Below are 20639 nucleotides of genomic sequence, written 5' to 3' on the forward strand. Positions count from 1 at the left end.
CGCACTCTCCCTTGCGAGCCGCCACCATGCACCCTGAAATCCGCGAAGCCCAGCCCGAAGACATCCCCGGCATCCTCGATATCTACAACGACGCCGTGCGCAACACCCTGGCGATCTGGAACGAAGCGCCGGTGGATCTTGCCAACCGCCTGGCCTGGTTCACCGCACGAGCCGAACAGGGCTACCCGATCCTGGTGGCGGTGGATGACAGCGGGGTGCTGGGCTATGCCTCGTTCGGGGACTGGCGGCCGTTCGAAGGGTTTCGCCACACCATCGAGCATTCGGTCTACGTGCGCAGCGACCAGCGCGGCAGGGGCCTGGGCCTGATGCTGCTGGAGGCCCTGATCGAACGGGCGCGGGCGTGCGGCAAGCATGTGATGGTCGCGGCGATCGAAAGCGGCAATGCCGCTTCGATCCGCCTGCACGAGCGGCTGGGCTTCGTGGTGACCGGGCAGATGCCGCAGGTGGGAGTGAAGTTCGGCCGCTGGCTGGACCTGACCTTCATGCAACTGATGCTCGACCCAGGGGCCGAGCCTAGGGACTGAGGGCCTGTCAGTTCGCCAACTATTGGGTTTTGCACAACCTCTGCGCGTAATCTCGGTGGGAGCTGGCGATAGCCTGCGATGGGCTGAAAAGCAGCCCCAAGCCCTCAAACGGTGGACTTAAGGGGCCGCTTTGCGGCCCATCGCAGGCTCCGCCAGCTCCCACAAGGGGCCCGCAGGGCGCCTGCACAATCAATCCAAGCAGGCTCACATATGGATGAAGCGGCCCAACCGCTGGCGCAGCATGCTGTTTTCGCTGCGCAGTTGCTGCACCTCGTCCAATAGCTCCAATGCCAGGGCCACGCCCTCCCATTCCAGCTCCAGCTCCTGGTGCAGCTTCACCGCCCGCTTGGCCAGCAACGGCGCCTGGTCATCGAACAACCAGTCCTCCGGCGTTCGCCCTGAGGGTTCAACGATGCCGTGTTCGACGATTTCGATCACGCAGTCGGCCGTGATGTCGGCTTCCTGACAGAGGGTTCGCATGTCCAGTTGAACGATCAGGGTGTTGCTCATGATCAACTACTCCATTGTGTCCTCGGATTGAACGCAGCCTTCTCGGAGAGCTTGGTCCAGAGTTCGCGCGTGGTGGCGTCCGACTGGCTGGGCATCACCACCTTGAGCTGGGCGTAGAGATCGCCGCGCTCGCCCTGCTTGTTCGCAAGGCCCATGCCCTTGACCCGCAGGCGCTGACCGCTCTGGCTGTCGGGGCGGATGGTCAGGTTGATCTTGCCGGTCAGCGTCGGCACCGCCACCTTGGCTCCCAGGGCCGCCTCCCACGGCGCCAGAGGCACGGTGATGATCAGGTCGTGCCCTTCGACATCGAACAGCGGGTGCGGGGCCATGCGGATGGTCAGGAACAGGTCGCCATTGGCTCCACCACCGATACCCGGGGCGCCCTGGCCTTTGAGGCGGATGCGCTCACCGTCCGTCACCCCGGCAGGGATCTTGACGTTCAGGGTCTTGGTGGTGAACCCGGTACGCTGCCCGGCCGCGTTGGTCTGCGGAACCTGGAAGCTGATCTGCTTGGATTCCTTGCTCAGGGTTTCTTCAAGGAAGATCGCCAGTTCCAGCTCCACGTCCTGCCCTCGCCTGCCCGCGCTGCGCTGCTGACCACGACCGAACGGGTTGCCGCCCCGGGCGCCGAAGATCGAACTGAAGAAATCGGAGAAGTCGCCGCCTTCGAAACCACCGCCGCCGCCACGGCTTTCCCAGCCCGGCGGCGCCTGGAACGGCCTGCCGTGCTGGCCACCGTACTTGCGGATCTCGTCGAACTCGGCGCGTTTCTGGGCGTCGCCCAGCACTTCGTAGGCCTCGTTGGCCTCCTTGAATTTTTCCTCGGCGTCGCGTTCCTTGCTGACGTCAGGGTGATACTTGCGCGCGAGCTTGCGGTAGGCGGCCTTGATCGCCTTGTCATCCGCCGTCGGCTCCACGCCGAGTATCTTGTAATAGTCTTTGAAGTCCATCTAAGGCATCACCGTTGGAAATTTTTACGATGTTTCTGAAGATTGGGGTCAAGCATAGCCTTTCAAGGTTCGCCTGGGGTTGCTGTAGAGCAGACGACCGGTCTTGATTTAGCCGGCCACTGGCATAAACTGCGCGGCCGTTTTGCCTCCGGAAGCTGCTCCCCATGTCTGACGTATCCCCGGCCCGTGCCTGTGGCATCGACTTCGGCACCTCCAATTCCACGGTCGGCTGGCACCGCCCCGGCGTGGAATCGCTGATCGCCCTGGAAGACGGCAAGATCACCCTGCCCTCGGTGGTCTTCTTCAACATCGAGGAGCGGCGCCCGGTCTATGGCCGCCTGGCCCTGCACGAATACCTGGAAGGCTACGAAGGGCGCCTGATGCGCTCGCTCAAGAGCCTGCTCGGCTCCAAGCTTATCAAGCACGACACCAGCGTGCTGGGGACCGCCTTGCCGTTCAAGGACCTGCTGGGCATGTTCATCGGCGAGCTGAAGAAACGCGCCGAGGCCAATGCCGGCCGCAGCTTCGACGAAGTGGTGCTGGGCCGCCCGGTGTTCTTCGTCGACGACGACCCGGCCGCCGACCAGGAGGCCGAGGACACCTTGGCCGAGGTGGCCCGCAAGATCGGTTTCAAGGAGGTCTCGTTCCAGTACGAGCCGATCGCCGCAGCGTTCGACTACGAGTCGGGCATCAGCCGCGAAGAGCTGGTGCTGATCGTCGACATCGGCGGTGGTACCTCGGACTTCACCCTGATCCGCCTGTCACCGCAACGCCACCTGGTGGCCGAGCGCCAGAGCGATATTCTCGCCACTGGCGGCGTGCACATCGGCGGTACCGACTTCGACAAGCAACTGAGCCTGCAAGGCGTGATGCCCTTGTTCGGCTATGGCAGCCGGATGAAGAGCCAGGCCTTGATGCCCACCAGCTACCACCTCAACCTGGCGACCTGGCACACCATCAACTCGCTGTATTCGCAGAAGTCGCAACTGGCCCTGGGCAGCATGCGCTACGACATCGAGGACACCTTGGGGATAGACCGGCTGTTCAAGCTGATCGAGGAGCGTGCCGGGCACTGGCTGGCCATGGAAGTGGAAGCGAGCAAGATCGAGCTGACCGAGCACGAAAGCCGGCGCATCGACCTGGGCCGTATCGAGCCGGCGCTGGCCGTCGACCTGACCCGTGGGCTGTTCGAGGAGGCCATCGAAGGGCTGCTGGAACGGGTGCGCGGAAGCGTCAGCGAGCTGCTGAACAAGGCCGGCGTGAGCGAGGGGCAAGTGGACACGGTGTTCTTCACCGGCGGCTCCAGCGGTATCCCGGCGCTGCGCAACAGCGTGGCAGCGATGCTGCCCAATGCCCGCCATGTGGAAGGCAACATCTTCGGCAGCATCGGCAGCGGGTTGGCGATCGAGGCGCGCAAGCGCTACGGAGTAGCCTGATAACCGGCGTCTGTCTGCACCGCCCTATCGCCGGCAAGCCGGCTCCCACAGGGATTTCGCAAGCCTTGAGAGCGGCGCAATCTCGGTGGGAGCCGGCTTGCCGGCGATAGGGCCAGTGCAGGCCACCACCGAACTCAGACCAACTCCGCCCGCTTCAGCTCGCTCTTGAGGTAGGCGTAGTAGATCGGCCCCGCCACCACCCCCGGCAGCCCGAACGCCGCCTCGAACACCAGCATCGCCAGCAGCAGCTCCCACGACTTGGCACTGATCTGCCCGCCGACGATCCGCGCGTTGAGGAAGTACTCGACCTTGTGGATCACGATCAGGTAGCCCAGCGCCGCCACCGCCACCCAGATCGACAGCGACAGGCCGACGATGGTGATCAGCGTGTTGGACATCAGGTTGCCGATCACCGGCAGCAGGCCCAGCAGGAACGTCAACACGATCAGGGTCTTGGTCAACGGCAGGTGCACGCCGAACAGCGGGAACACCACGGCCAGGAAGATCCCGGTGAAGAAGGTGTTGAGCAGGGAGATCTTGATCTGCGCGAAGACGATGTTGCGAAACGCCTGCACCAGCAGGCTCAGGCGTTCGAACAGCGCCGCGGCCAACGGTTTGCGCCGGGAGATGTCGGGGATCCGCTGCAGGGCGACGATGGCTCCCAGGATCATGCCGATCAGCAAGGTGACGAACATGTGCGCCATGCCCTTGCCCACCAGTTGCAGCTCGCCCAGGTGGCTCTTGAGCCAGTCGCCGATGGCCACCTTGAACTCGGCAGCGCTGGCCGGCAGGTAGCCTTCGATGAACGGCGGCAGCTGGCTGCGAGCCCGCTCTACGAGCCCCATGAACTTGTCCAGCGAAGCGCCAGGGTTTTCCGCCTCGTGCAAGAGGAAGCTGAAGGCACCTGCGATCAGCAGGGTCAGGGTGCTGACCACCAGGGTGCCGAGCAGGGCCACGGCCAGCCAGCGCGCACGCTGCCCGGCAATGACCGGTTGCAACCGGGGGGTGAGCATGTTGACCAGCTCGAACACCAGCAGGCCGGCCAACAGGCTGGGCAACAGCTTCAGGGGCAACGCCAGCAGCAGGCCGGCAAACACGATGATCCAGCTGGCCAGGGTGACCTGGCGGGGGGTGAAGGTCATACAGCCTCAACGGCAGACAACGGGAAAGATCCGCAGTCTGCCAGCCTTCGCCGTACAAACATAGGCGCAGGTCACTTCTTCTTGAGACAGTCGCTCATGAAGGCCTTGCGCTCATCGCCCTTGAGCGCCTTGCTGGTGGCATCGGCGTTGCAGGTCTTCATTTTCTCCTGCTGGGTGGTCTTCAGGCATTTGCTCATGAAGGCCTTGCGCTCGTCACCCTTGAGGGTTTGCGCGGTGGCTTCGGCGTTGCAGGTCTTCATTTTTTCTTGCTGCGCAGTGGCGGCGAATCCCTGCGCGCTGATCATCACACCCAATACCAGCAATGGTACGTGCAGCATCTTCATGAAGCATCTCCTTGTCTCCACGCTGTGTGCGCGGTCGTCGAGCAGAGTGTAGACAAAATTTGTTACTCCCTGCTCAGCCCATGCGTGCCCGCCGCCGGTACTGCTCCGGCGTGCAATGGGCCTGGCGCTGGAACATGGCGATGAACGCCGACGCGGTGCTGTAGCCGAGGTCGAATGCGATGGCCTGGATCGGCAGGCCCGCCTCCAGCGCCTCGATCGCACGCAAAAAACGCAGGCGCAGGCGCCACTCGCCGAAGCTGATACCCAGCTCGCGGAGAAACTGGCGCGCCAGGGTCCGTTCGCTGACGAACACCTGGCTGGCCCAGACGGCCAGCGGGCGGTTGTCCCCGGGCTCGGCATGCAAGGCGTCGAGCACCTGGCGCAGGCCCTCGCTGCGGGCGAAGGGCAAGTAGCAGCGTTGGGTCGGCGCCAGGTGCAACTGGTCGAGCAGCACCTGGACCAGGCGCAGATCACGTTCGTCCTGCGCGACCTTGAGGTCGCGCTGGGCGAAGTCGCCGAGGATGGCCTTGAGGATGTCGCTGATGACCAGGCTGCAAGGGCTTGCCGGCAAGCCTTGGCACACGTCCCGGTCGAGATAGACCGAGCGATAGACGATGGCCTGGGGGTTATAGCAGCCATGCTCGGTGCCCGGCGGGACCCACACGGCGTAATGCGGCGGCGAGACGAAGCGCTGCCCCTCGACATCCAGGTGCATGACGCCGTGGGCAGCGTAATTGAGCTGCCCCCAGGGATGACGGTGCGGGGCGCTGTGGGTGTCGGCGCCGAACTCATCGTAGCGGAAGTACACCGGGGCCGGGAGGTGGTCGAAGGTTGGGATGTCGAGGTATTTGCGGGCCATGTTGGCTGCTTCGTGGGGTGGATTGTCCGTTTGCAAGTATAGGCATATGGACGGACAAGAGATAATGGCTGCCAGTCGGGGTCGCTGCGCGACCCTTTCGCGGCACAAGACCGCTCCTACAAGAGATTCACTGCTGCATGAATTACCTGTTCCCCCTGCTGGCGATCCTTATCTGGGCCGGCAATACCGTAGTCACCAAGATGTCCGCAGGCGCTATCCACCCTGCGGAAATCGGCTTCTACCGCTGGTTGCTGGCAGGCCTGCTGTTCACCCCGTTCCTGTTGCCGCAGGTCTTGCGCAACCGTGCGGCCATCGCTCCCCATCTGGGCAAGGTCTTCATCCTCGGCGTGCTGGGCATGGCCATGTACCAGAGCCTGGCCTACTTCGCCGCCGGCATCACCAGTGCCACCAACATGGGCATCATCCTCTCGCTGATGCCGCTGATGTCCCTGGCCCTGGCCATCGCCTGGCTCGGCCAGCGGCTGACCTTCGGTGCGCTGTTCGGCGCCCTGGTGTCGTTCGTCGGCGTACTGGAAGTGGTCTCGGCAGGCCAGCCTGCGGCGCTGCTGCAGCAAGGCCTGAACGGCGGCGACCTGATGATGCTGGTGGCCACCTTCGCTTATGCGCTGTACAGCTTCCTGCTGAAGAAATGGCAACTGCGCGTACCCGCGATGCAGCTGCTGTACTTGCAGGTGCTGGTGGCGATCATCGTGCTGCTGCCGCTGTTCGTGCTGTCGCCGAAGACCGGCCTGAACGCGCATAACATTAGCCTGGTGCTGTATGCCTGTATCCTCGCCTCCATGGTCGCCCCCCGGGTATGGATGCAGGCCGTGCACCGCCTGGGCCCGAGCCGTACCACGCTGTTCTTCAACCTGCTGCCGGTGGTCACTGCGCTGATCGCCGCCGTGGTGCTGGACGAGCGCCTGGCCAGCTACCACTTGTACGGCGGCCTGCTGACTCTGCTGGGCGTGCTCCTTGCCGAGCGCTGGACCACGCCGCTGCGCAAGGTCGCTACAGCCCCGCAGCCTTGAGCCTTGCGGCATGCTCAGTGAACAAGCGCACCGGGTCGGCGCCCTTGCCCACGGCGCCGAGGGACTGGTTGACGATGTCCAGGTGGTCCAACGGGTAGTCGTCGCCGATCACCTGGCCCAGGTGCGAGCTGTAGCGCCCGACCATGCCGTCGCACTGGCCCCGTTCGCGCACGAAGGTACGCGCGAACAGCCGGCAGAAACGGTTGCTGCCATCGAAGCGGTTGCGCCCCTGGTCGGTGCGCCCAGGCTGCAAGGTCCCGGACCAGGAGTAATAGCGCACCCCATCGACTTCGTAGGCGCCTTCACCGCCCCAGGTCGTCGGCAGGCCCTGTGGATAGGCCTGGTTGAAGCGAGCGACCCCGGCGGTGGTGAAGGACTGGTGCGAAGCGTGCACATCGATGGGCAGCGGGTCACGGCGCCAGCCGGTCTCCAGCCATACCAGCAATACGGCCAGGGCATGCAAGGCCGCTTTGAGCAGTCGTCCCTGGGGTGAATCGGCCGGTGCCTTGCGCTCGAGGTAGTCGGCCAGCTCCGACCCCTGGTTGGGCCCGGCAACCGAGGTCACCGAGGCCACCCGGTCAGGGCGCTTGGCCGCGGCGTAGCGGGCGCTCAAGGCGCCCTGGCTATGGCCGATCAGGTTGACCCGCTCGGTGCCGGTACGCTGGCAGATATCCTCGATGATCGCTAGCAACTGTTCGCCGCGCAGTTCGCTGCAATGCAGCGGCGAGACCTGCACAGGGAACACCTGCGCACCGCCCCGGCGCAGCGCTGGCACGATACCGAACCAGTAGGGGTAGAGCAGCACCCGCACGAAACCGAGCATGCCCGGTACCAGCACCAGCGGGTAGCGCGTGGCCAGCGCCTGGTTCATGGCTCCCTCCCCTCTCCTGGGCGATGCGCCCAACACTACCGCGCAGGGTCTGGCCATCGCAATCGAACTCCCGGCGCGCGGTGCGGTTCCAAACCAGAACAGACCCCTGAGCAAGGAGCGGGACCATGTACAAACAGACCCTGGCAATCCTTTTGACCAGCGCGGCCCTGGCCGGCTGCGGCAGCCACCCGGAAAACCCGGTGGACTACGTGACCTACCGCGACGAACCGCTGGTCAAGCAGGTGGAGAACGGCATGACCATGCAGAAGGTCATCGCCATCGGCGGCAGCCCTTCGAGCGCCACCGACCTGCCCAACGGCGGCACCTGCAACGACTACATCCTCAACCGTGACGGCCATCAGCAGCCGTACTACGTGCGCTTCGACGCCACCGGCCATGTCGACGCCAAGGGCTTCAAGACCTGCAAGCAACGAGAAGAGGATCGCGAGGCCGTCCCTGGCGCCTGAGCCCTCCCTGATTGACCGTGACCCACCTGATCCTTTCGGAGATGAACATGAACACGACTGAACTGACCGACGTGCGAACCCTGCGCGAGCGCGCACGGCACCATGTCGAGCAAGGCGCCGTGACCGAAGGCTACAGTGCCGACCGCGACACGATCCTGCGCCTGCTCAACGAGGCGCTGGCCACGGAGCTGGTGTGCAACTTGCGCTACAAGCGCCACTACTTCATGGCCAGCGGCATCAAGGCCAGTGTGGCAGCCGACGAGTTTCTCGAACATGCCGGGCAGGAAGCCGAGCATGCCGACAAGCTGGCCGAGCGCATCGTCCAGCTCGGTGGCGAGCCGGACTTCAACCCGGACAACCTGAGCAGCAATGCCCACGCCCAATACGTGGCGGGCAATTCCCTGAAAGAGATGGTGCTGGAGGACCTGGTGGCCGAGCGCATCGCCATCGACAGCTACCGCGAGATCATCCAGTACATCGGCGAGAAGGACCCCACCACCCGGCGCATTTTCGAAGAAATCCTGGCCCAGGAAGAAGAGCATGCCGACGATATGGCGGACCTGTTGAAGGGGCTCTAGGTTACCGGGCTGCAGCGCAGCCCGAAGGGCCGAGTGATTCACACAGGGGTCGCGAAGCGGCCCCTTACTTTTTGCTCTTCACCGCAGCCGGCGCCTTGCCCGCCTTCATCCGCTCGAGCAACGGCGTGCACTGGTTGGGCACATCCCCACTGGGCGCGATCAGCGCCAGCAGCCCCGCCGCCGGCCCGATCGCCACACCCAAGGCCACCATCCCCGCTCCACGCAGCGCCAGCGGTACCGCTTGCACCCCCGCGCGCGGGTTGGCGAAGGTGCCACGCACATAAAGCGGCGAACGCAGGGAGAACAGGCGTACCCCCTTGGACTCAGGCGTGATCTTCAGGTCCAGGTGCTCACTGGCGAAATTCGCTGTGCCGTTGACGTAGATGATCGCGTTCTCGGTGTCGAAGACGAACAATCGGGTGGTCGCCAGGCCATCCTTGATGCCGACATCGGCCGCCGCGCAGTTGATCTTCACTTCTTCGTCGCCGAACAACTTGCCCAGCACATAGTTGCCCACGTTGAGCCCGGCGATCTCCATCAGGCTGCGGCTGATGGCGCCATCATTGATCAACAGGCTCAGGTCACCATTGGAGGTGCCCAGCAAGGCCGCTACCGAATTGCCGCGCCCACTCAGGTCAGCATCGCCATTGAGCTCGCCGAAGCTGGTCTGCATCGGTGCGAAGGTCGGGAACAACTGCTTGAGCTTGAAGCCACGGGCCGACAACCGTGCCCTACCCTGCAGCGGCACGCTGCGGCCATCCAGGCGGATGTTCGAATTCAGGTTGCCGCCGGCCACGCCAAAGCGCAGGGGTTCCAGGCGCAGCACGCCATCCTCCAGCACCACATGGGCGGACAAATCCTTGAACGGCAGTTGCTCGCTGTGAACGATGCGCTTGCCGCTGAAGGTGACGTCAGCATCCATGGCCCGCCAGCGCTCGGTACGAAACTCCTCCACCGGCAGCACCTTGCCTGCTGGCTGCTTGCTCGCCCCGCCACGAGCCTTCTGCTCGGCGTTGGAGTCGGCACCGATCAGCGGTGCCAGGTCCTTGAACAGCAGCTGATTGGACACCAGCGTGCCGGAGAGCCTGGGCCGCGGCTTGCTGGCGACGAAGGCCAGGTCACCATGGATGTCGCTGTCGCCGATCTTGCCGTTGAAACCTTCATAGCGGAATCGCGCCCCCTCAGGCTCGTGCAGGTTGGCGATCAGGTGGCCATCGGTGGCATAAGCCGGGGTGTCGGGCAGGGTCACGCCGGTCAGCGGGTAGAGATTGCCCAGGCTGCTGCCGGACAAGCGCAGGCGCAGGTCGAGCGCGCCGAGGTTGCGCGGGTCGGTCAGGGTGCCGGCGAGCGCCACCCGGGTATCGCCGATGCGTGCATCGGCCTGCAGCGGGAATGGCTGGCTGGCATCCTGCAAGGCCAGCAGGCCGCCGATCTTGCCAGTGCCGGACACGGCCTGACCCTTGTAGGTACCCTGCGCCTTCAGGCCGAAGGCGTAGTCCTGGGCACCACCGGCTTTCTCGGCACTGGCCTTGCCGACGATTTCGCTGAAGGGGATCGGCTTGCCCAAGGGGTCGATCTGCACGTTCATGCGGGTCTTGAGGGTCTGGTCGTCGAAACGCACGTTGCCTTGGTCGAAGCCGATGGCGCCGATGTCCAATACCCACTTGGACGGCTCGGCATTTTCATCCTTGGGCCCGAAGTCGAAGGTCCAGTTGGCACGGCCGTCGGCCAGCCGAGTGAGGCTTGCGGTCGGCTTGGTGAGGTCGATGCGCGGGATGACGATCTGCTGGAATACCAGCGGCAACGGCGCCAGGCGGAAGGCCACGCGCTCCAGGCCGACCATGCGTGGCTCCTCGAGCCAGTCGGGGTTGCCCAGGGTGAGGTCTTCGGCGATGAAGTGCGGCCAGGGCACCCAAGCCCGCCAGCCGCCCTCCTCGGGTTCGCGGCGCCACTGCACGGCGAGGTTGCCGTTGATCGCGAATGGCCTGTGCAGGGCTTCGGACACCTTCTCGTTGAGCAGCGGCTTGACGCGGTTCCAGTCGAATGTAGCGATCACTACCACCAGTATCGCCAGCAGGGTCAACAGGCTGGTGAAGATCCAGGCGAGGATTCGGACGGGACGCGTCATTGCGTGATTCTCCTGACTGCATGGCACGAAGCGGGTGCGAACTTAGTATGTCGGACTGACGAAAACCCGCTGGGTTTTATCAATGGCGATGATAACGGAGATTTTCCTGGCGCCTTTCTCAGCTTTTGGTCGGCCGTCACCGGCCCTGCATCAGGCGCACACAATCTCTCGAGGCGCTGAAATGGCCGGGTCAGAGCCTTCGCCCGCTGTATCAATGCCGTCGATTGTTACCATTATCCGTATGAACTTCTCTCTGGAGTTACCAAGCGTAGCATTGGCCTCGTACCCACTTTCCAGCCCCCCAGAGGAGCACCGAGATCATGAAACGCCACCTGCTGCTGAGCCTTGCCCTGTCTGCCCTTGCCGTCAACGCCTTCGCCCTGCCGGCCGAGGAACAACACCTGAACGCCGAGTCGCGCTCCAGCGCCGCCACTGTTTCGCAACCGCTGAACACCCTGGCAGAAGGTGGCTCCGATCGCCTGATCGAGCGTAACAACCGCGTCGCCGAGGGTGGTTCCGATCGCCTGATCGAACGTAACAACCGCGTCGCCGAAGGCGGTTCCGATCGCCTGATCGAACGTAACAACCGCGTCGCCGAAGGCGGCTCCGATCGCCTGATCGAGCGTAACAACCGTGTTGCCGAAGGCGGCTCCGATCGCTTGATCGAGCGTAACAACCGCGTCGCCGAAGGCGGCTCCGATCGCCTGATCGAGCGTAACAACCGTGTTGCCGAGGGTGGTTCCGATCGCCTGGTCGAACTCAGCCGCATGGGCTGATCGCCATGGCCAAGAACAACAACCCTCCCTGCACTGGCTGTTCCCCTCCAAGCCCGGTCCATTGACCGGGCTTCGTTTTTTTATCTAGAGTGCCCAGCCGTACAGCCACAGAATCCGCCCCATGCTGCCGCGCGCCGAACAAAAGCTACAGACCCGCCAGGCCCTACTGGATGCCGCCTGCCAGCTCATGGAGAGCGGCCGGGGTTTCGGCAGCATCAGCCTGCGCGAGGTGGCCAGGGCCGCCGGCATCGTCCCCACGGGCTTCTACCGCCACTTCCCGGACATGGACGCGTTGGGCCTGGCCCTGGTCGCCGAAGTCGATGCCACCTTCCGCCAGACCATCCGCCTCGTGCGGCACAACGAATTCGAGCTCGGAGGCATCACCGACGCCTCGGTGCGCATCTTCCTCGACGTGGTCGCCGCGCACCGCGCCCAGTTCCTGTTCCTGGCCCGCGAGCAGTACGGCGGCTCCCAGGCCGTGCGCCAGGCCATCGCCCGCCTGCGCCAGGATATCAGCGATGACCTGGCCACCGACCTTGCCCGTATGGCGCGCTGGCAGCACCTGGACAACGCGGCCCTGGCGGTCATGGCCGACCTGGTGGTCAAGACCGTATTCGCCACCTTGCCGGAGCTGATCGACTGCCCGGATCCCGACAACCCCCAGGCCCTGACGCCACAGGAAAAGATCACCCAGCAACTGCGCTTCATCTTCGTCGGCGCTCGGCACTGGCAAGGGCTCGGCAATCCGGGCTGATCCTGCTCTCCGTCGACAGCCCGCACTGGTGAACGTGAAGGCGAAAGCAACCCACAACCCCGTTCTGCTACCATGGCGCACTGCCCGATAGCGACGAGCGCCTTCATGCCCAACCCCCGCCTCCCTTTCCCCGAACTGGCCCGCTTCAACCAGCATTTCGCCGAACGTATCGTGCCGTTGTGGCAAGGCCCGGGCTGGAACGCCGAATTGGCTCTGCCCTTCGAGGCGCTCGACGGCACGCACCGGCCCATGCCGGTCCAACGCTACCGAGCCATGGCCTGCGCCCGTCAGCTGTACCTGTTCAGCAGCCGGATCGAGCAACCGGGCGCGGCCGAACGGGCTGCGGCGTTGTTCCGCTCGCTGCAACGTCACTTCCACGATGCCGAACACGGCGGCTGGTTCTACAGCATCGATGCCGAAGGCCAGCCATTGGACCGGCGCAAGGACCTCTATACCCATGCCTTCATCGTCTTCGCTTGCGCCCATTACTGGGGCAAGGTGCGCGAGGGTCTGGTGGAGTCCGCGCTCAATGCCGCCCTGGATATCGTCGCCGAGCGTTTCGCTCGGGATGACGGGCTGTATGAGGCCAGCCTGGACGAAGACTGGTCGGACCTGGGCAGCGGCCCGTTGCAGAACCCACAGATGCACCTGGCCGAGGCCTTCCTGCAAACGCTGGCGGTACGCAGCGATGACGCTACCCGCCAGGCCCTGCTGAACCTGTGCGAGGCCCTGCAAGCCCACTTCATCGACCCGGCCCACGGCCTGATGCTGGAAAAGCCCCGTGGGGCTGTGGATAACTGGTTCGAACCGGGCCACCAGTTCGAATGGTTCTACTTGCTCGACACCTCGCCGCTGTTGCGCGGCACCCCGTTGCATGCGTCCATCGATCGTGCGTTCACCTATGCCGAACAGTCCGGCGTGAAGGATTCGGCGGTGCTAGCCATGCTGGATGTGGACGGCAAGGTGATCGACCCCACCCAACGCATCTGGGCCCAGGCCGAATACCTGCGGGCGCTGGCATTGCGGCCGGGAAGCGAGACAACGTTGCTGGCGCAGCTGCACGCGCTACAGGGGCGATTCCTGCATCCTGGGGGTTGGTATGAATGCCGCGATGGCCAAGGCGAGGTCAGCCGGCACGACATGCCGTCCACCACGCCCTATCACTTGGCGACCTGTCTGGAAGGCCTGAAGAGTGCCTGTGCAGACATCACTTCCCTCTGCTGACCAGCAATCACACGGTTCACCCTTGTTCTTCCATCTGGGAGGAACAATGACGATGAACGACAACGATTTTGCAGCATTCGTAGAAGAGCAGATCAACAGGGCCGCACAGAAGATCATCGACAGCAGCAGCCAGCGCTACGATGAACACGCCCACGGGAAACTTAGCTATCTGCTGAGCTTGCGGCGCATCATAAACAAGCAAGCCAGCGCCGAGGATCTCGGCCGACAGGACGCGATCAACGATGTGCTCCAGGCCCTGGGCATCGTCGAGCCCAACCAAACCTATCTGTCTCTGATCAAATAAGGGGTCGAAGGCACTACGCGAACCGGCCAAGGCCGGTTCGCATCCGTTCAGCCTTGGCTCGAGCGGTGGACCGAGAACCCTGCCCAGTCCTGGCTCACCGGCATCAGCTCGAGGCTGTTGATATTGATGTGCGCTGGCTGGTTGAGAATCCAGAAGATGGTCTCGGCGATGTCCTGCGGCTGGATCGGCTCGGCGCCTGCATAAGTGGCATCGTAGCGCGCTTGGTCCCCGCCGAAGCGCACCAGCGAGAACTCGCTTTCACACAGACCCGGCTCGATATTACTGACGCGCACGCCCGTGCCGCGAAGGTCGCAGCGCAGGCTCAGGGAAAACTGCCCGACGAAGGCCTTGGTGCCGCCATACACATGGCTGCCCGGGTAGGGATAGTTACCTGCCACCGAGCCCACGTTGAGGATACTCGCGCCACGGCCATGGGCGATCAGGCGTGGCAGCAGCAGCCGGGTGGTGTACATCAGCCCCTTGATGTTGGTGTCGACCATGGTTTCCCAGTCGTCCAGGTCGCAGTCCTGCGCAGGCGAAGCGCCCAGGGCCAGACCTGCGTTGTTGACCAGGCCCTGGAGCTTGTCGAACGCCGGCGGCAGATTGGCAATCGCCTGTTCCATGGCCTTGCGGTCACGCACATCGAGCACCAGGCCATGGACTTCGGTCTGGCCCGACAGCTCGGCGCACAGGGCATCCAGGCGCTCCTTGCGCCGACCGGTGAGCACGAGCTTCCAACCGGCCTTTGCGAAACGTCGGGCGGTGGCTTCACCGAACCCGGAAGTGGCGCCGGTAATGAATACGGTGGACGTCATGCTGATCTCCTTTCAGGTGGATAAGTTGGTAGGCAGGCTTGCAGCATGCCCGCCGGCTCGGTTGCCAGCAAGCCAATCCAACTGCTGATCAAGAAATAGCCAGATATCTGAAACCCTTGCGGCAGAGGCCTCGGGCCCGCCTATGCTCATGTTATCCACAAAGCTTTCCCCACGGATTGGGGGCAACTTGTCCATCCTGCGGAACTCTTTTCTCCCGACAGGCTCTCGAAAACCCTCTGCCGTGATGGCCCAAGGCTTTCAGCGACGCCGTCTGCAGCCGTCTGTCCAAGGCTTTTGCACAGAGTTATCCACAAACCTTTCCAGGCGTCTGCATGCCTTCCCCAGGTCTATGAAACCAACGGAAAATCATCCCTGAAATGCTTTTGGTCAAAAAATATACAGAACGCTGCAAGCCTTGAAAACAAAGGCTTTGCGGCACATGCCACCATGTTTTCCACAGCCGGTTCCACACGATCCGTGGACAAAGCGAAGCCTGTGGAAACAACGACTTGCGAAGCGGTTTTGCGGGGTTTTCTGCGAGCTGTGCGACAAGTTGTCCACATAACGTTTAAGGCGCACGATCGCCGGCAAGCCGGCTCCCACAGGGAAGAACAGCGCCAAACCTGTGGGAGCCGGCTTGCCGGCGATTGAACGATAAGGTCAATGCCCGCCCAGGTAGGCGTTACGCACTTCCTCGTTGGCCAGCAGCTCCTTACCCGTCCCGCTCATGCGGATCTGCCCGTTGACCATTACATAGGCCCGGTCGGAAAGCTTCAACGCATGGTTGGCGTTCTGCTCCACCAGGAAGATGGTCATCCCGCTCTGGGCCAGTTCGCGCAAGGTCGAGAAGATCTGCTTGACCACGATCGGCGCCAGCCCCAGCGATGGCTCGTCGAGCAGCAACAGCTTGGGCCGGCTCATCAACGCCCGGGCGATGGCGAGCATTTGCTGCTCGCCGCCGGACATGGTCATCGCCCGCTGGTTACGGCGTTCCTTCAACCGAGGGAACAGCTCATACATGCGTTGCATGTCCGCATCGGCATGCTTGTCGCCGATGGGGATGGTCCCCATCATCAGGTTCTCCTCGACGGTCATGTCGGGAAATACCCGGCGCCCTTCCGGCGACTGGGCGATGCCGTTGGAGGCGATGTAGTGCGACGACTTGCGAGTGATATCGGTACCGCGATACACGATATGCCCAGAGGCCGCCCGCGGTTGGCCGAAGATCGACATCAGCAGGGTCGACTTGCCAGCGCCGTTGGCTCCGATCAGGCTCACCGTCTCGCCTTCGTTGATGTGCATGCTGACTTTCTTCAGCGCCTGGATCGGCCCGTAGAACACGTCCAGATCCTTGAGCTCGAGAATGGGTGCACTCATACCAGTTCCTCTTCGTCGGCACCCAGGTAGGCGGCGATCACCGTCGGGTTGTTACGGATGTCCTGCGGGGCGCCTTCAGCGATCACGTTGCCATGGTCGAGCACCACGATATGGTCGGAAATGCTCATGACCATGCCCATGTCGTGTTCGATCAGCACCACGGTGATGTCGTGCTCGTCGCGCAACACCCGGATCATGCGACTCAGCGCCTCGGTTTCCTGGGGGTTGAGGCCGGCGGCCGGTTCGTCCAGGCAGATGATCTTCGGCCGGGTGCACATGGCCCGGGCGATTTCCAGGCGGCGCTGCTGGCCGTAGGACAACTCGCCCGCCAGGCGGTTGGCGCAGTCGACCAGGTCGACCACCTCCAGCCAGTAGAACGCATGGTCCAGGGCATCGCTCTCGGCCTTGCGGTAGGCTTTGGTATTGAGCACGCCCGCCAGCAGGTTGCGGTTGACCCACATGTGCTGGGCCACCAGCAGGTTTTCCACCACCGACATTTCCTTGAACAACCGGATGTTCTGGAACGTGCGGGCCAGGCCGGCGCGGTTGACCAGGTGGGTACCGCCGAACATCTTGTAGTACATACGGTTGGCAAAACGCGCCGGCGACACGAAGTCGCCTGGCTGGAAGCGCTCGCCCAGCAGCTGGATGACGTTGGTCTTGCCGCCGCGCACGTTCAGCTCGATGCGCCCGCCACTGGCCTTGTAGAACCCGGTGAGGCAGTTGAACACGGTGGTCTTGCCGGCACCGTTGGGGCCGATCAGGGCGAAGATCTGGTTGCGCCGGACCTTAAGGCTGACATCGCTGAGCGCCTTGATGCCACCGAACTGCATCATCAGGTTGTCGACCGAGAGAATGATATCGTCGCTCATGGCGCCACTCCTTTACGCGGAACTACACCGGCGCGGCTGATACGGATCAACCCGCGAGGTCGCCAGATCATCATCAACACCATCAGCACGCCGAACAGCAGCACCCGGTATTCCGAGAAGCTGCGCAGCAGTTCTGGTGCCACGGTCAGCACGAACGCTGCGATCACCACGCCCACGGTGGAACCCATGCCACCGAGCACCACGATGGCCAGGATCAGCGCCGACTCGAAGAAGGTAAACGAGGATGGGTTGACGAAGCCCTGGTAGGTGGCGAAGAACACCCCTGCAAGCCCTGCGGTAGAGGCGCCGATGGTGAAGGCCGAGAGTTTGACCAGCACATGGTTCAAGCCCATGGAACGGCAGGCGATCTCGTCTTCGCGCAAGGCTTCCCAGGCACGGCCGACCGGCATGCGGGTCAGGCGGTGCTTGATGTACAGCACCGCCAGCACGACGATGAACAGCACTGCATAGATGAACACGAACTTGAGGTTGGCGTTGTAATCGAAGCCGAAGAATTCATGGATCGGCACGCCGCCGTCCTTGGCCCGACGGCCGAACTCAAGGCCCATGAAGGTCGGCGCCGGTGCCGGCATGCCGTTCGGGCCGCCGGTGAACGACAGCCAGTTGTTCAACACCAGGCGGATGATCTCGCCAAAGCCCAGGGTCACGATCGCCAGGTAGTCCCCGTGCATGCGCAGCACCGGGAACCCGAGTATGCACCCGGCCAGCGCCGCGGCGATCGCCGCCAGCGGCAGCACGCTCCAGAAGCCCAGGCCCAGGTACTGGTAGCCCAGGGCCAGGCCGTAGGCGCCGATGGCGTAGAACGCCACGTAGCCCAGGTCGAGCAGGCCGGCCAGGCCCACCACGATGTTCAGGCCCAGGCCCAGCAGCACATAGATCAGGCCGAGGATGACCACCGTGAGCAGGTACTTGTTGGCGAAGATCGGGAAGACGATGGCGATGACGATCAGCGCCGGGATGATGTAGCGCAGCCGCGACTTGTAGTCCGGCGCCAGCACATGCACCCCCGAGCCGCCGCTTTCGAAGCCCTGGAGCATGCGTTGCCCCGTCGGGGACTGAAGGAACAGGCTGAGGATGAAGCGCCCGATCATCACGCCACCGACCAGCCAGGCCACACGACGAGGCTCGGCATTGAAGCTGTAGCCATCGAGCACCACGCCGACCACAGGGCCGAACACGATCAGTGCGAGCAAGCCGGCGACGATGGTCTCCAGCAGGCTGCGCTTGATGTCGAAACCGGAAGAAACAGTATTGGGCGAAACAGGATTGGCAGCAGACATGTTCACACCTTAGCCACGAGCGGGCGACCCAGCAGGCCTTGGGGACGGAAGATCAGGATCATCACCAGCAGCGAGAAACTGAACACGTCCTTGTAGTCGGAGTTGATCAGGCCGGAGAACAACGACTCGGAGATCCCCAGGATGATGCCGCCGAGCATGGCGCCGGGGAGCGAGCCGATCCCGCCGAGCACCGCGGCGGTGAACGCCTTGATGCCAATGATGAAGCCAGCATAGAAGTCGAAGGTGCCGTAGTTCATGGTGATCAGCACGCCAGCCAGGGCGGCCATCACCGCGCCGATGACGAACACGTAGGAGATCACCCGGTCGGTGTTGATCCCCAGGATCGAGGCCATCTTGCGGTCTTGCTGGGTAGCGCGGCACATGCGGCCGAGCTTGGTGTACTTGATGACGTAGGTCAGCAGGGCCATGCCGATGAAGGCTGCCACCAGGATGAAGATCTTGGTGTAGGTCAACTGCACGAAACCGGTGCCCACTTCGACGCGTACAGCGCCTTCGAGCAGGGTTGGCACGCCTTGCTGGCGGGCGCCCTGGCTGATCTGCGCGTAATTCTGCAGGATCAGCGAAATGCCGATGGCACTGATCAAAGGTGCCAGGCGGGTGGAGTTACGCAGGGGCTTGTAGGCGATGCGCTCGATGGTGAAGCCGTAGACGCCGGTCACGACGATGGTGAACAACAAGGTTCCCAACATCAGCAGCGGAAACGACTCGATACCGAAATAGGCCAGCAATGCCAGGCTGATCGCCGCGAGGTACGCGGAGATCATGTACACCTCGCCGTGCGCGAAGTTGATCATGCCGATGATGCCATAGACCATTGTGTAGCCGATGGCGATCAGACCATAGACAGACCCGAGGGTCAGCCCATTGATCAGTTGCTGCAGGAAAATACCATCCATAACGCAATCTCACCTGATTGAGATTGCACGAGCGCCGACCACGGCGGGCTTTGGGTAAAGCGGCCCTCGCAGCGCAGAACTGTGCAGATCTTCGGATAAAGACAGGTACCGCGGGGCAGCGGCCCGGGGCAGTGCACGCCCGGGCCGGCAGCCATTGTTATTTTTGTTTTTCCAGCTGGTGGTACTTGCCGTTGGCATCCCACTGGTAGACCACGTAATCGGAGACGGTCAGGTCACCCTTGCTGTCCCACTTCTTCTCGCCCATGACGGTCTTGACCGGGTTGGCCTTGAGCCATTCGGCGGCGTCTTCGCCCTTGTTCGACTTGGCGCCGTTGAATGCGGCAGCCAGCGCCTGCAAGGACGCGTAGGCGTACAGGGTGTAGCCTTCAGGCTCAGTGCCGGCCTTGCGGAACTCCTCCACCACGGCCTTGCTGTCGGGCAGCAGGCGCGGGTCGGCGCCAAAGGTCATGTACACGCCATTGACGTACTGGGCGCCGCCGGCAGTGGCCACCAGTTCGTCGGTGACGATGCCGTCGTCGGACATGAACTTGACGTCCTTCAGGCCCTGCTCGCGCAGTTGGCGTACCAGCGGGCCGGCTTCGGGGTGCAGGCCGCCAAAGTAGACGACGTCGGCACCGGCGGCGCGAATCTTGGTGACCACGGCGCTGAAGTCTTTCTCGCCACGGGTCAGGCCTTCGTACAGCACCGGCTTCACGCCGCGTTTTTCCAGCTGTGCCTTGGTGGCGTCGGCCAGGCCTTGCCCATAGGTGTCCTTATCGTGCAGGACCACCACTTTCTTGCCCTTGAGCACGTCGACGATGTAGTCGCCGGCGACGATGCCTTGCTGGTCGTCACGGCCACACATGCGGAACATGGCGGTCAGGCCGCGCTCGGTGACCTGCGGGTTGGTGGAGCCTGGGGTGATGGCGATCACGCCAGCTTCGTCGTAGACCTCGGAAGCGGGAATGGTGTTGGAGGAGCAGAAGTGGCCCACCACACCGATCACCTTGTCCTGGTCGACCAGGCGGTTGGCCACGGCCACGGCCTGCTTCGGCTCGCAAGCATCGTCACCCTTGACCAGGACGATCTTCTCGCCGTTCACCCCACCAGCGGCGTTGATCTTGTCGGCCGCCGCCTGTGCACCTTTCATGTACTGTTCGCCAAACGCTGCGTTGGCACCGGTCATCGGGCCCGCGACGCCGATCTTGACGTCGGCTTGAACAAACGAAGAGACACCCAGTGCCGAAGCGACGGCGAGCGCCAGGAAACCTTTCTTGTAGAACGTCTGCGACATGAGGTGGTGCTCCTTAGAGTTTTTTTGGTTGGCACTACAACTTTCAGCATCAAGCTCAGAGCAAGCGGCGTGCCAGAGGTTTTGTCTTTGCGCAAAACGCACCCATGCGGCAGGCCAGAGGCGACCGACGGCCTTTTCTTTATT

22 protein-coding genes are annotated in these 20639 nt (G+C 63.3%); 9 read left to right on the forward strand and 13 right to left on the reverse strand.

The genetic code is table 11. The features are described from left to right. The first annotated feature begins 26 nt into the window (after positions 1-26). Positions 27-545 (forward strand): GNAT family N-acetyltransferase, encoded by a 519-nt coding sequence (locus ACNFCI_RS00415; RefSeq protein WP_084854277.1) that lies wholly within the window; start codon positions 27-29, stop codon positions 543-545. Between the two features lie 204 nt (positions 546-749). Here the strand turns inward: ACNFCI_RS00415 and ACNFCI_RS00420 are convergent, their stop codons facing one another. Then, entirely contained in the window at positions 750-1055 is a 306-nt protein-coding gene (locus ACNFCI_RS00420; RefSeq protein WP_084854275.1) for a chaperone modulator CbpM, read from the reverse strand. Between the two features lie 2 nt (positions 1056-1057). Continuing rightward, positions 1058-2005 carry a curved DNA-binding protein gene (gene cbpA, locus ACNFCI_RS00425; protein WP_084854273.1) on the reverse strand — a complete coding sequence of 316 codons (948 nt, stop codon included), beginning with the start codon at positions 2003-2005 and terminating at the stop codon, positions 1058-1060. A gap of 164 nt (positions 2006-2169) precedes the next feature. On the opposite strand from cbpA, the gene ACNFCI_RS00430 reads away from it, so the two are divergent. Continuing rightward, entirely contained in the window at positions 2170-3441 is a 1272-nt protein-coding gene (locus ACNFCI_RS00430) for an Hsp70 family protein (RefSeq protein WP_084854271.1), read from the forward strand. A gap of 134 nt (positions 3442-3575) precedes the next feature. On the opposite strand, the gene ACNFCI_RS00435 is transcribed toward ACNFCI_RS00430, so the two are convergent. The 3 genes from ACNFCI_RS00435 to ACNFCI_RS00445 form a co-directional block, all read right to left on the reverse strand. Next, the gene (locus ACNFCI_RS00435) at positions 3576-4583 is read right to left on the reverse strand and encodes an AI-2E family transporter (protein ID WP_084854268.1); all 1008 of its coding nucleotides are present in this window, start codon (positions 4581-4583) and stop codon (positions 3576-3578) included. A gap of 71 nt (positions 4584-4654) precedes the next feature. Beyond that, on the reverse strand, positions 4655-4927 hold the full coding sequence (locus ACNFCI_RS00440) for a PsiF family protein (protein ID WP_084854266.1): 273 nt from the start codon (positions 4925-4927) through the stop codon (positions 4655-4657). Positions 4928-5000: 73 nt separating this feature from the next. Next, on the reverse strand, positions 5001-5786 hold the full coding sequence (locus ACNFCI_RS00445; RefSeq protein WP_368829448.1) for a helix-turn-helix transcriptional regulator: 786 nt from the start codon (positions 5784-5786) through the stop codon (positions 5001-5003). Positions 5787-5923: 137 nt separating this feature from the next. Between ACNFCI_RS00445 and ACNFCI_RS00450 the strand changes: the two genes are divergently transcribed. Beyond that, the gene (locus ACNFCI_RS00450; protein ID WP_368829449.1) at positions 5924-6817 is read left to right on the forward strand and encodes a DMT family transporter; all 894 of its coding nucleotides are present in this window, start codon (positions 5924-5926) and stop codon (positions 6815-6817) included. Here ACNFCI_RS00450 and ACNFCI_RS00455 read toward each other — a convergent pair. Continuing rightward, positions 6798-7688 (reverse strand): esterase/lipase family protein, encoded by an 891-nt coding sequence (locus ACNFCI_RS00455; RefSeq protein ID WP_368829450.1) that lies wholly within the window; start codon positions 7686-7688, stop codon positions 6798-6800. The two genes, ACNFCI_RS00450 and ACNFCI_RS00455, sit on opposite strands and share 20 nt — an antisense overlap. Before the next feature lie 125 nt (positions 7689-7813). On the opposite strand from ACNFCI_RS00455, the gene osmE reads away from it, so the two are divergent. Beyond that, positions 7814-8155 (forward strand): osmotically-inducible lipoprotein OsmE, encoded by a 342-nt coding sequence (gene osmE / locus ACNFCI_RS00460; RefSeq protein WP_084854257.1) that lies wholly within the window; start codon positions 7814-7816, stop codon positions 8153-8155. A 47-nt stretch (positions 8156-8202) separates the two neighbouring features. Further along, positions 8203-8733, forward strand: a complete 531-nt coding sequence (locus ACNFCI_RS00465; RefSeq protein WP_084854306.1) for a ferritin-like domain-containing protein — start codon at positions 8203-8205, stop codon at positions 8731-8733. Between the two features lie 64 nt (positions 8734-8797). Here the strand turns inward: ACNFCI_RS00465 and ACNFCI_RS00470 are convergent, their stop codons facing one another. Then, on the reverse strand, positions 8798-10861 hold the full coding sequence (locus ACNFCI_RS00470; protein WP_368829451.1) for an AsmA family protein: 2064 nt from the start codon (positions 10859-10861) through the stop codon (positions 8798-8800). 320 nt (positions 10862-11181) lie between these two features. On the opposite strand from ACNFCI_RS00470, the gene ACNFCI_RS00475 reads away from it, so the two are divergent. The 4 genes from ACNFCI_RS00475 to ACNFCI_RS00490 all read left to right on the forward strand — a co-directional run bounded on the left by ACNFCI_RS00475 (position 11182) and on the right by ACNFCI_RS00490 (position 13919). Then, the gene (locus ACNFCI_RS00475; RefSeq protein ID WP_368829452.1) at positions 11182-11637 is read left to right on the forward strand and encodes a phage infection protein; all 456 of its coding nucleotides are present in this window, start codon (positions 11182-11184) and stop codon (positions 11635-11637) included. A gap of 121 nt (positions 11638-11758) precedes the next feature. Continuing rightward, on the forward strand, positions 11759-12391 hold the full coding sequence (locus ACNFCI_RS00480) for a TetR family transcriptional regulator (RefSeq protein ID WP_084854253.1): 633 nt from the start codon (positions 11759-11761) through the stop codon (positions 12389-12391). A gap of 105 nt (positions 12392-12496) precedes the next feature. Continuing rightward, positions 12497-13615 carry an AGE family epimerase/isomerase gene (locus tag ACNFCI_RS00485; protein ID WP_084854251.1) on the forward strand — a complete coding sequence of 373 codons (1119 nt, stop codon included), beginning with the start codon at positions 12497-12499 and terminating at the stop codon, positions 13613-13615. 52 nt (positions 13616-13667) lie between these two features. Beyond that, complete coding sequence (locus tag ACNFCI_RS00490; RefSeq protein WP_084854249.1) at positions 13668-13919, forward strand: hypothetical protein; 252 nt, start codon at positions 13668-13670, stop codon at positions 13917-13919. A 47-nt stretch (positions 13920-13966) separates the two neighbouring features. Here ACNFCI_RS00490 and ACNFCI_RS00495 read toward each other — a convergent pair whose 3' ends face one another. The 6 genes from ACNFCI_RS00495 to ACNFCI_RS00520 all read right to left on the reverse strand — a co-directional run bounded on the left by ACNFCI_RS00495 (position 13967) and on the right by ACNFCI_RS00520 (position 20495). Continuing rightward, complete coding sequence (locus ACNFCI_RS00495) at positions 13967-14734, reverse strand: SDR family oxidoreductase (RefSeq protein WP_084854246.1); 768 nt, start codon at positions 14732-14734, stop codon at positions 13967-13969. A gap of 660 nt (positions 14735-15394) precedes the next feature. Next, a complete protein-coding gene (locus ACNFCI_RS00500) occupies positions 15395-16111 on the reverse strand; it encodes an ABC transporter ATP-binding protein (RefSeq protein ID WP_084854241.1) in 717 nt (238 codons plus the stop codon). Beyond that, positions 16108-16983, reverse strand: a complete 876-nt coding sequence (locus ACNFCI_RS00505) for an ATP-binding cassette domain-containing protein (protein WP_084854238.1) — start codon at positions 16981-16983, stop codon at positions 16108-16110. The genes ACNFCI_RS00500 and ACNFCI_RS00505 overlap by 4 nt, the downstream gene beginning before the upstream one ends. Beyond that, on the reverse strand, positions 16980-18284 hold the full coding sequence (gene livM, locus ACNFCI_RS00510) for a high-affinity branched-chain amino acid ABC transporter permease LivM (RefSeq protein WP_324817887.1): 1305 nt from the start codon (positions 18282-18284) through the stop codon (positions 16980-16982). The genes ACNFCI_RS00505 and livM overlap by 4 nt, the downstream gene beginning before the upstream one ends. 2 nt (positions 18285-18286) lie before the next feature. Further along, on the reverse strand, positions 18287-19201 hold the full coding sequence (locus ACNFCI_RS00515; protein ID WP_084854233.1) for an ABC transporter permease subunit: 915 nt from the start codon (positions 19199-19201) through the stop codon (positions 18287-18289). Between the two features lie 157 nt (positions 19202-19358). Beyond that, positions 19359-20495: a branched-chain amino acid ABC transporter substrate-binding protein gene (locus ACNFCI_RS00520; protein ID WP_084854231.1), complete on the reverse strand. Its 1137-nt coding sequence runs from the start codon at positions 20493-20495 to the stop codon at positions 19359-19361. Between the last annotated feature and the right edge of the window lie 144 nt (positions 20496-20639).

Origin of the sequence: Pseudomonas sp. NY15356 (assembly GCF_048068175.1) — a bacterium.
Lineage (GTDB): Bacteria > Pseudomonadota > Gammaproteobacteria > Pseudomonadales > Pseudomonadaceae > Aquipseudomonas > Aquipseudomonas putida_K.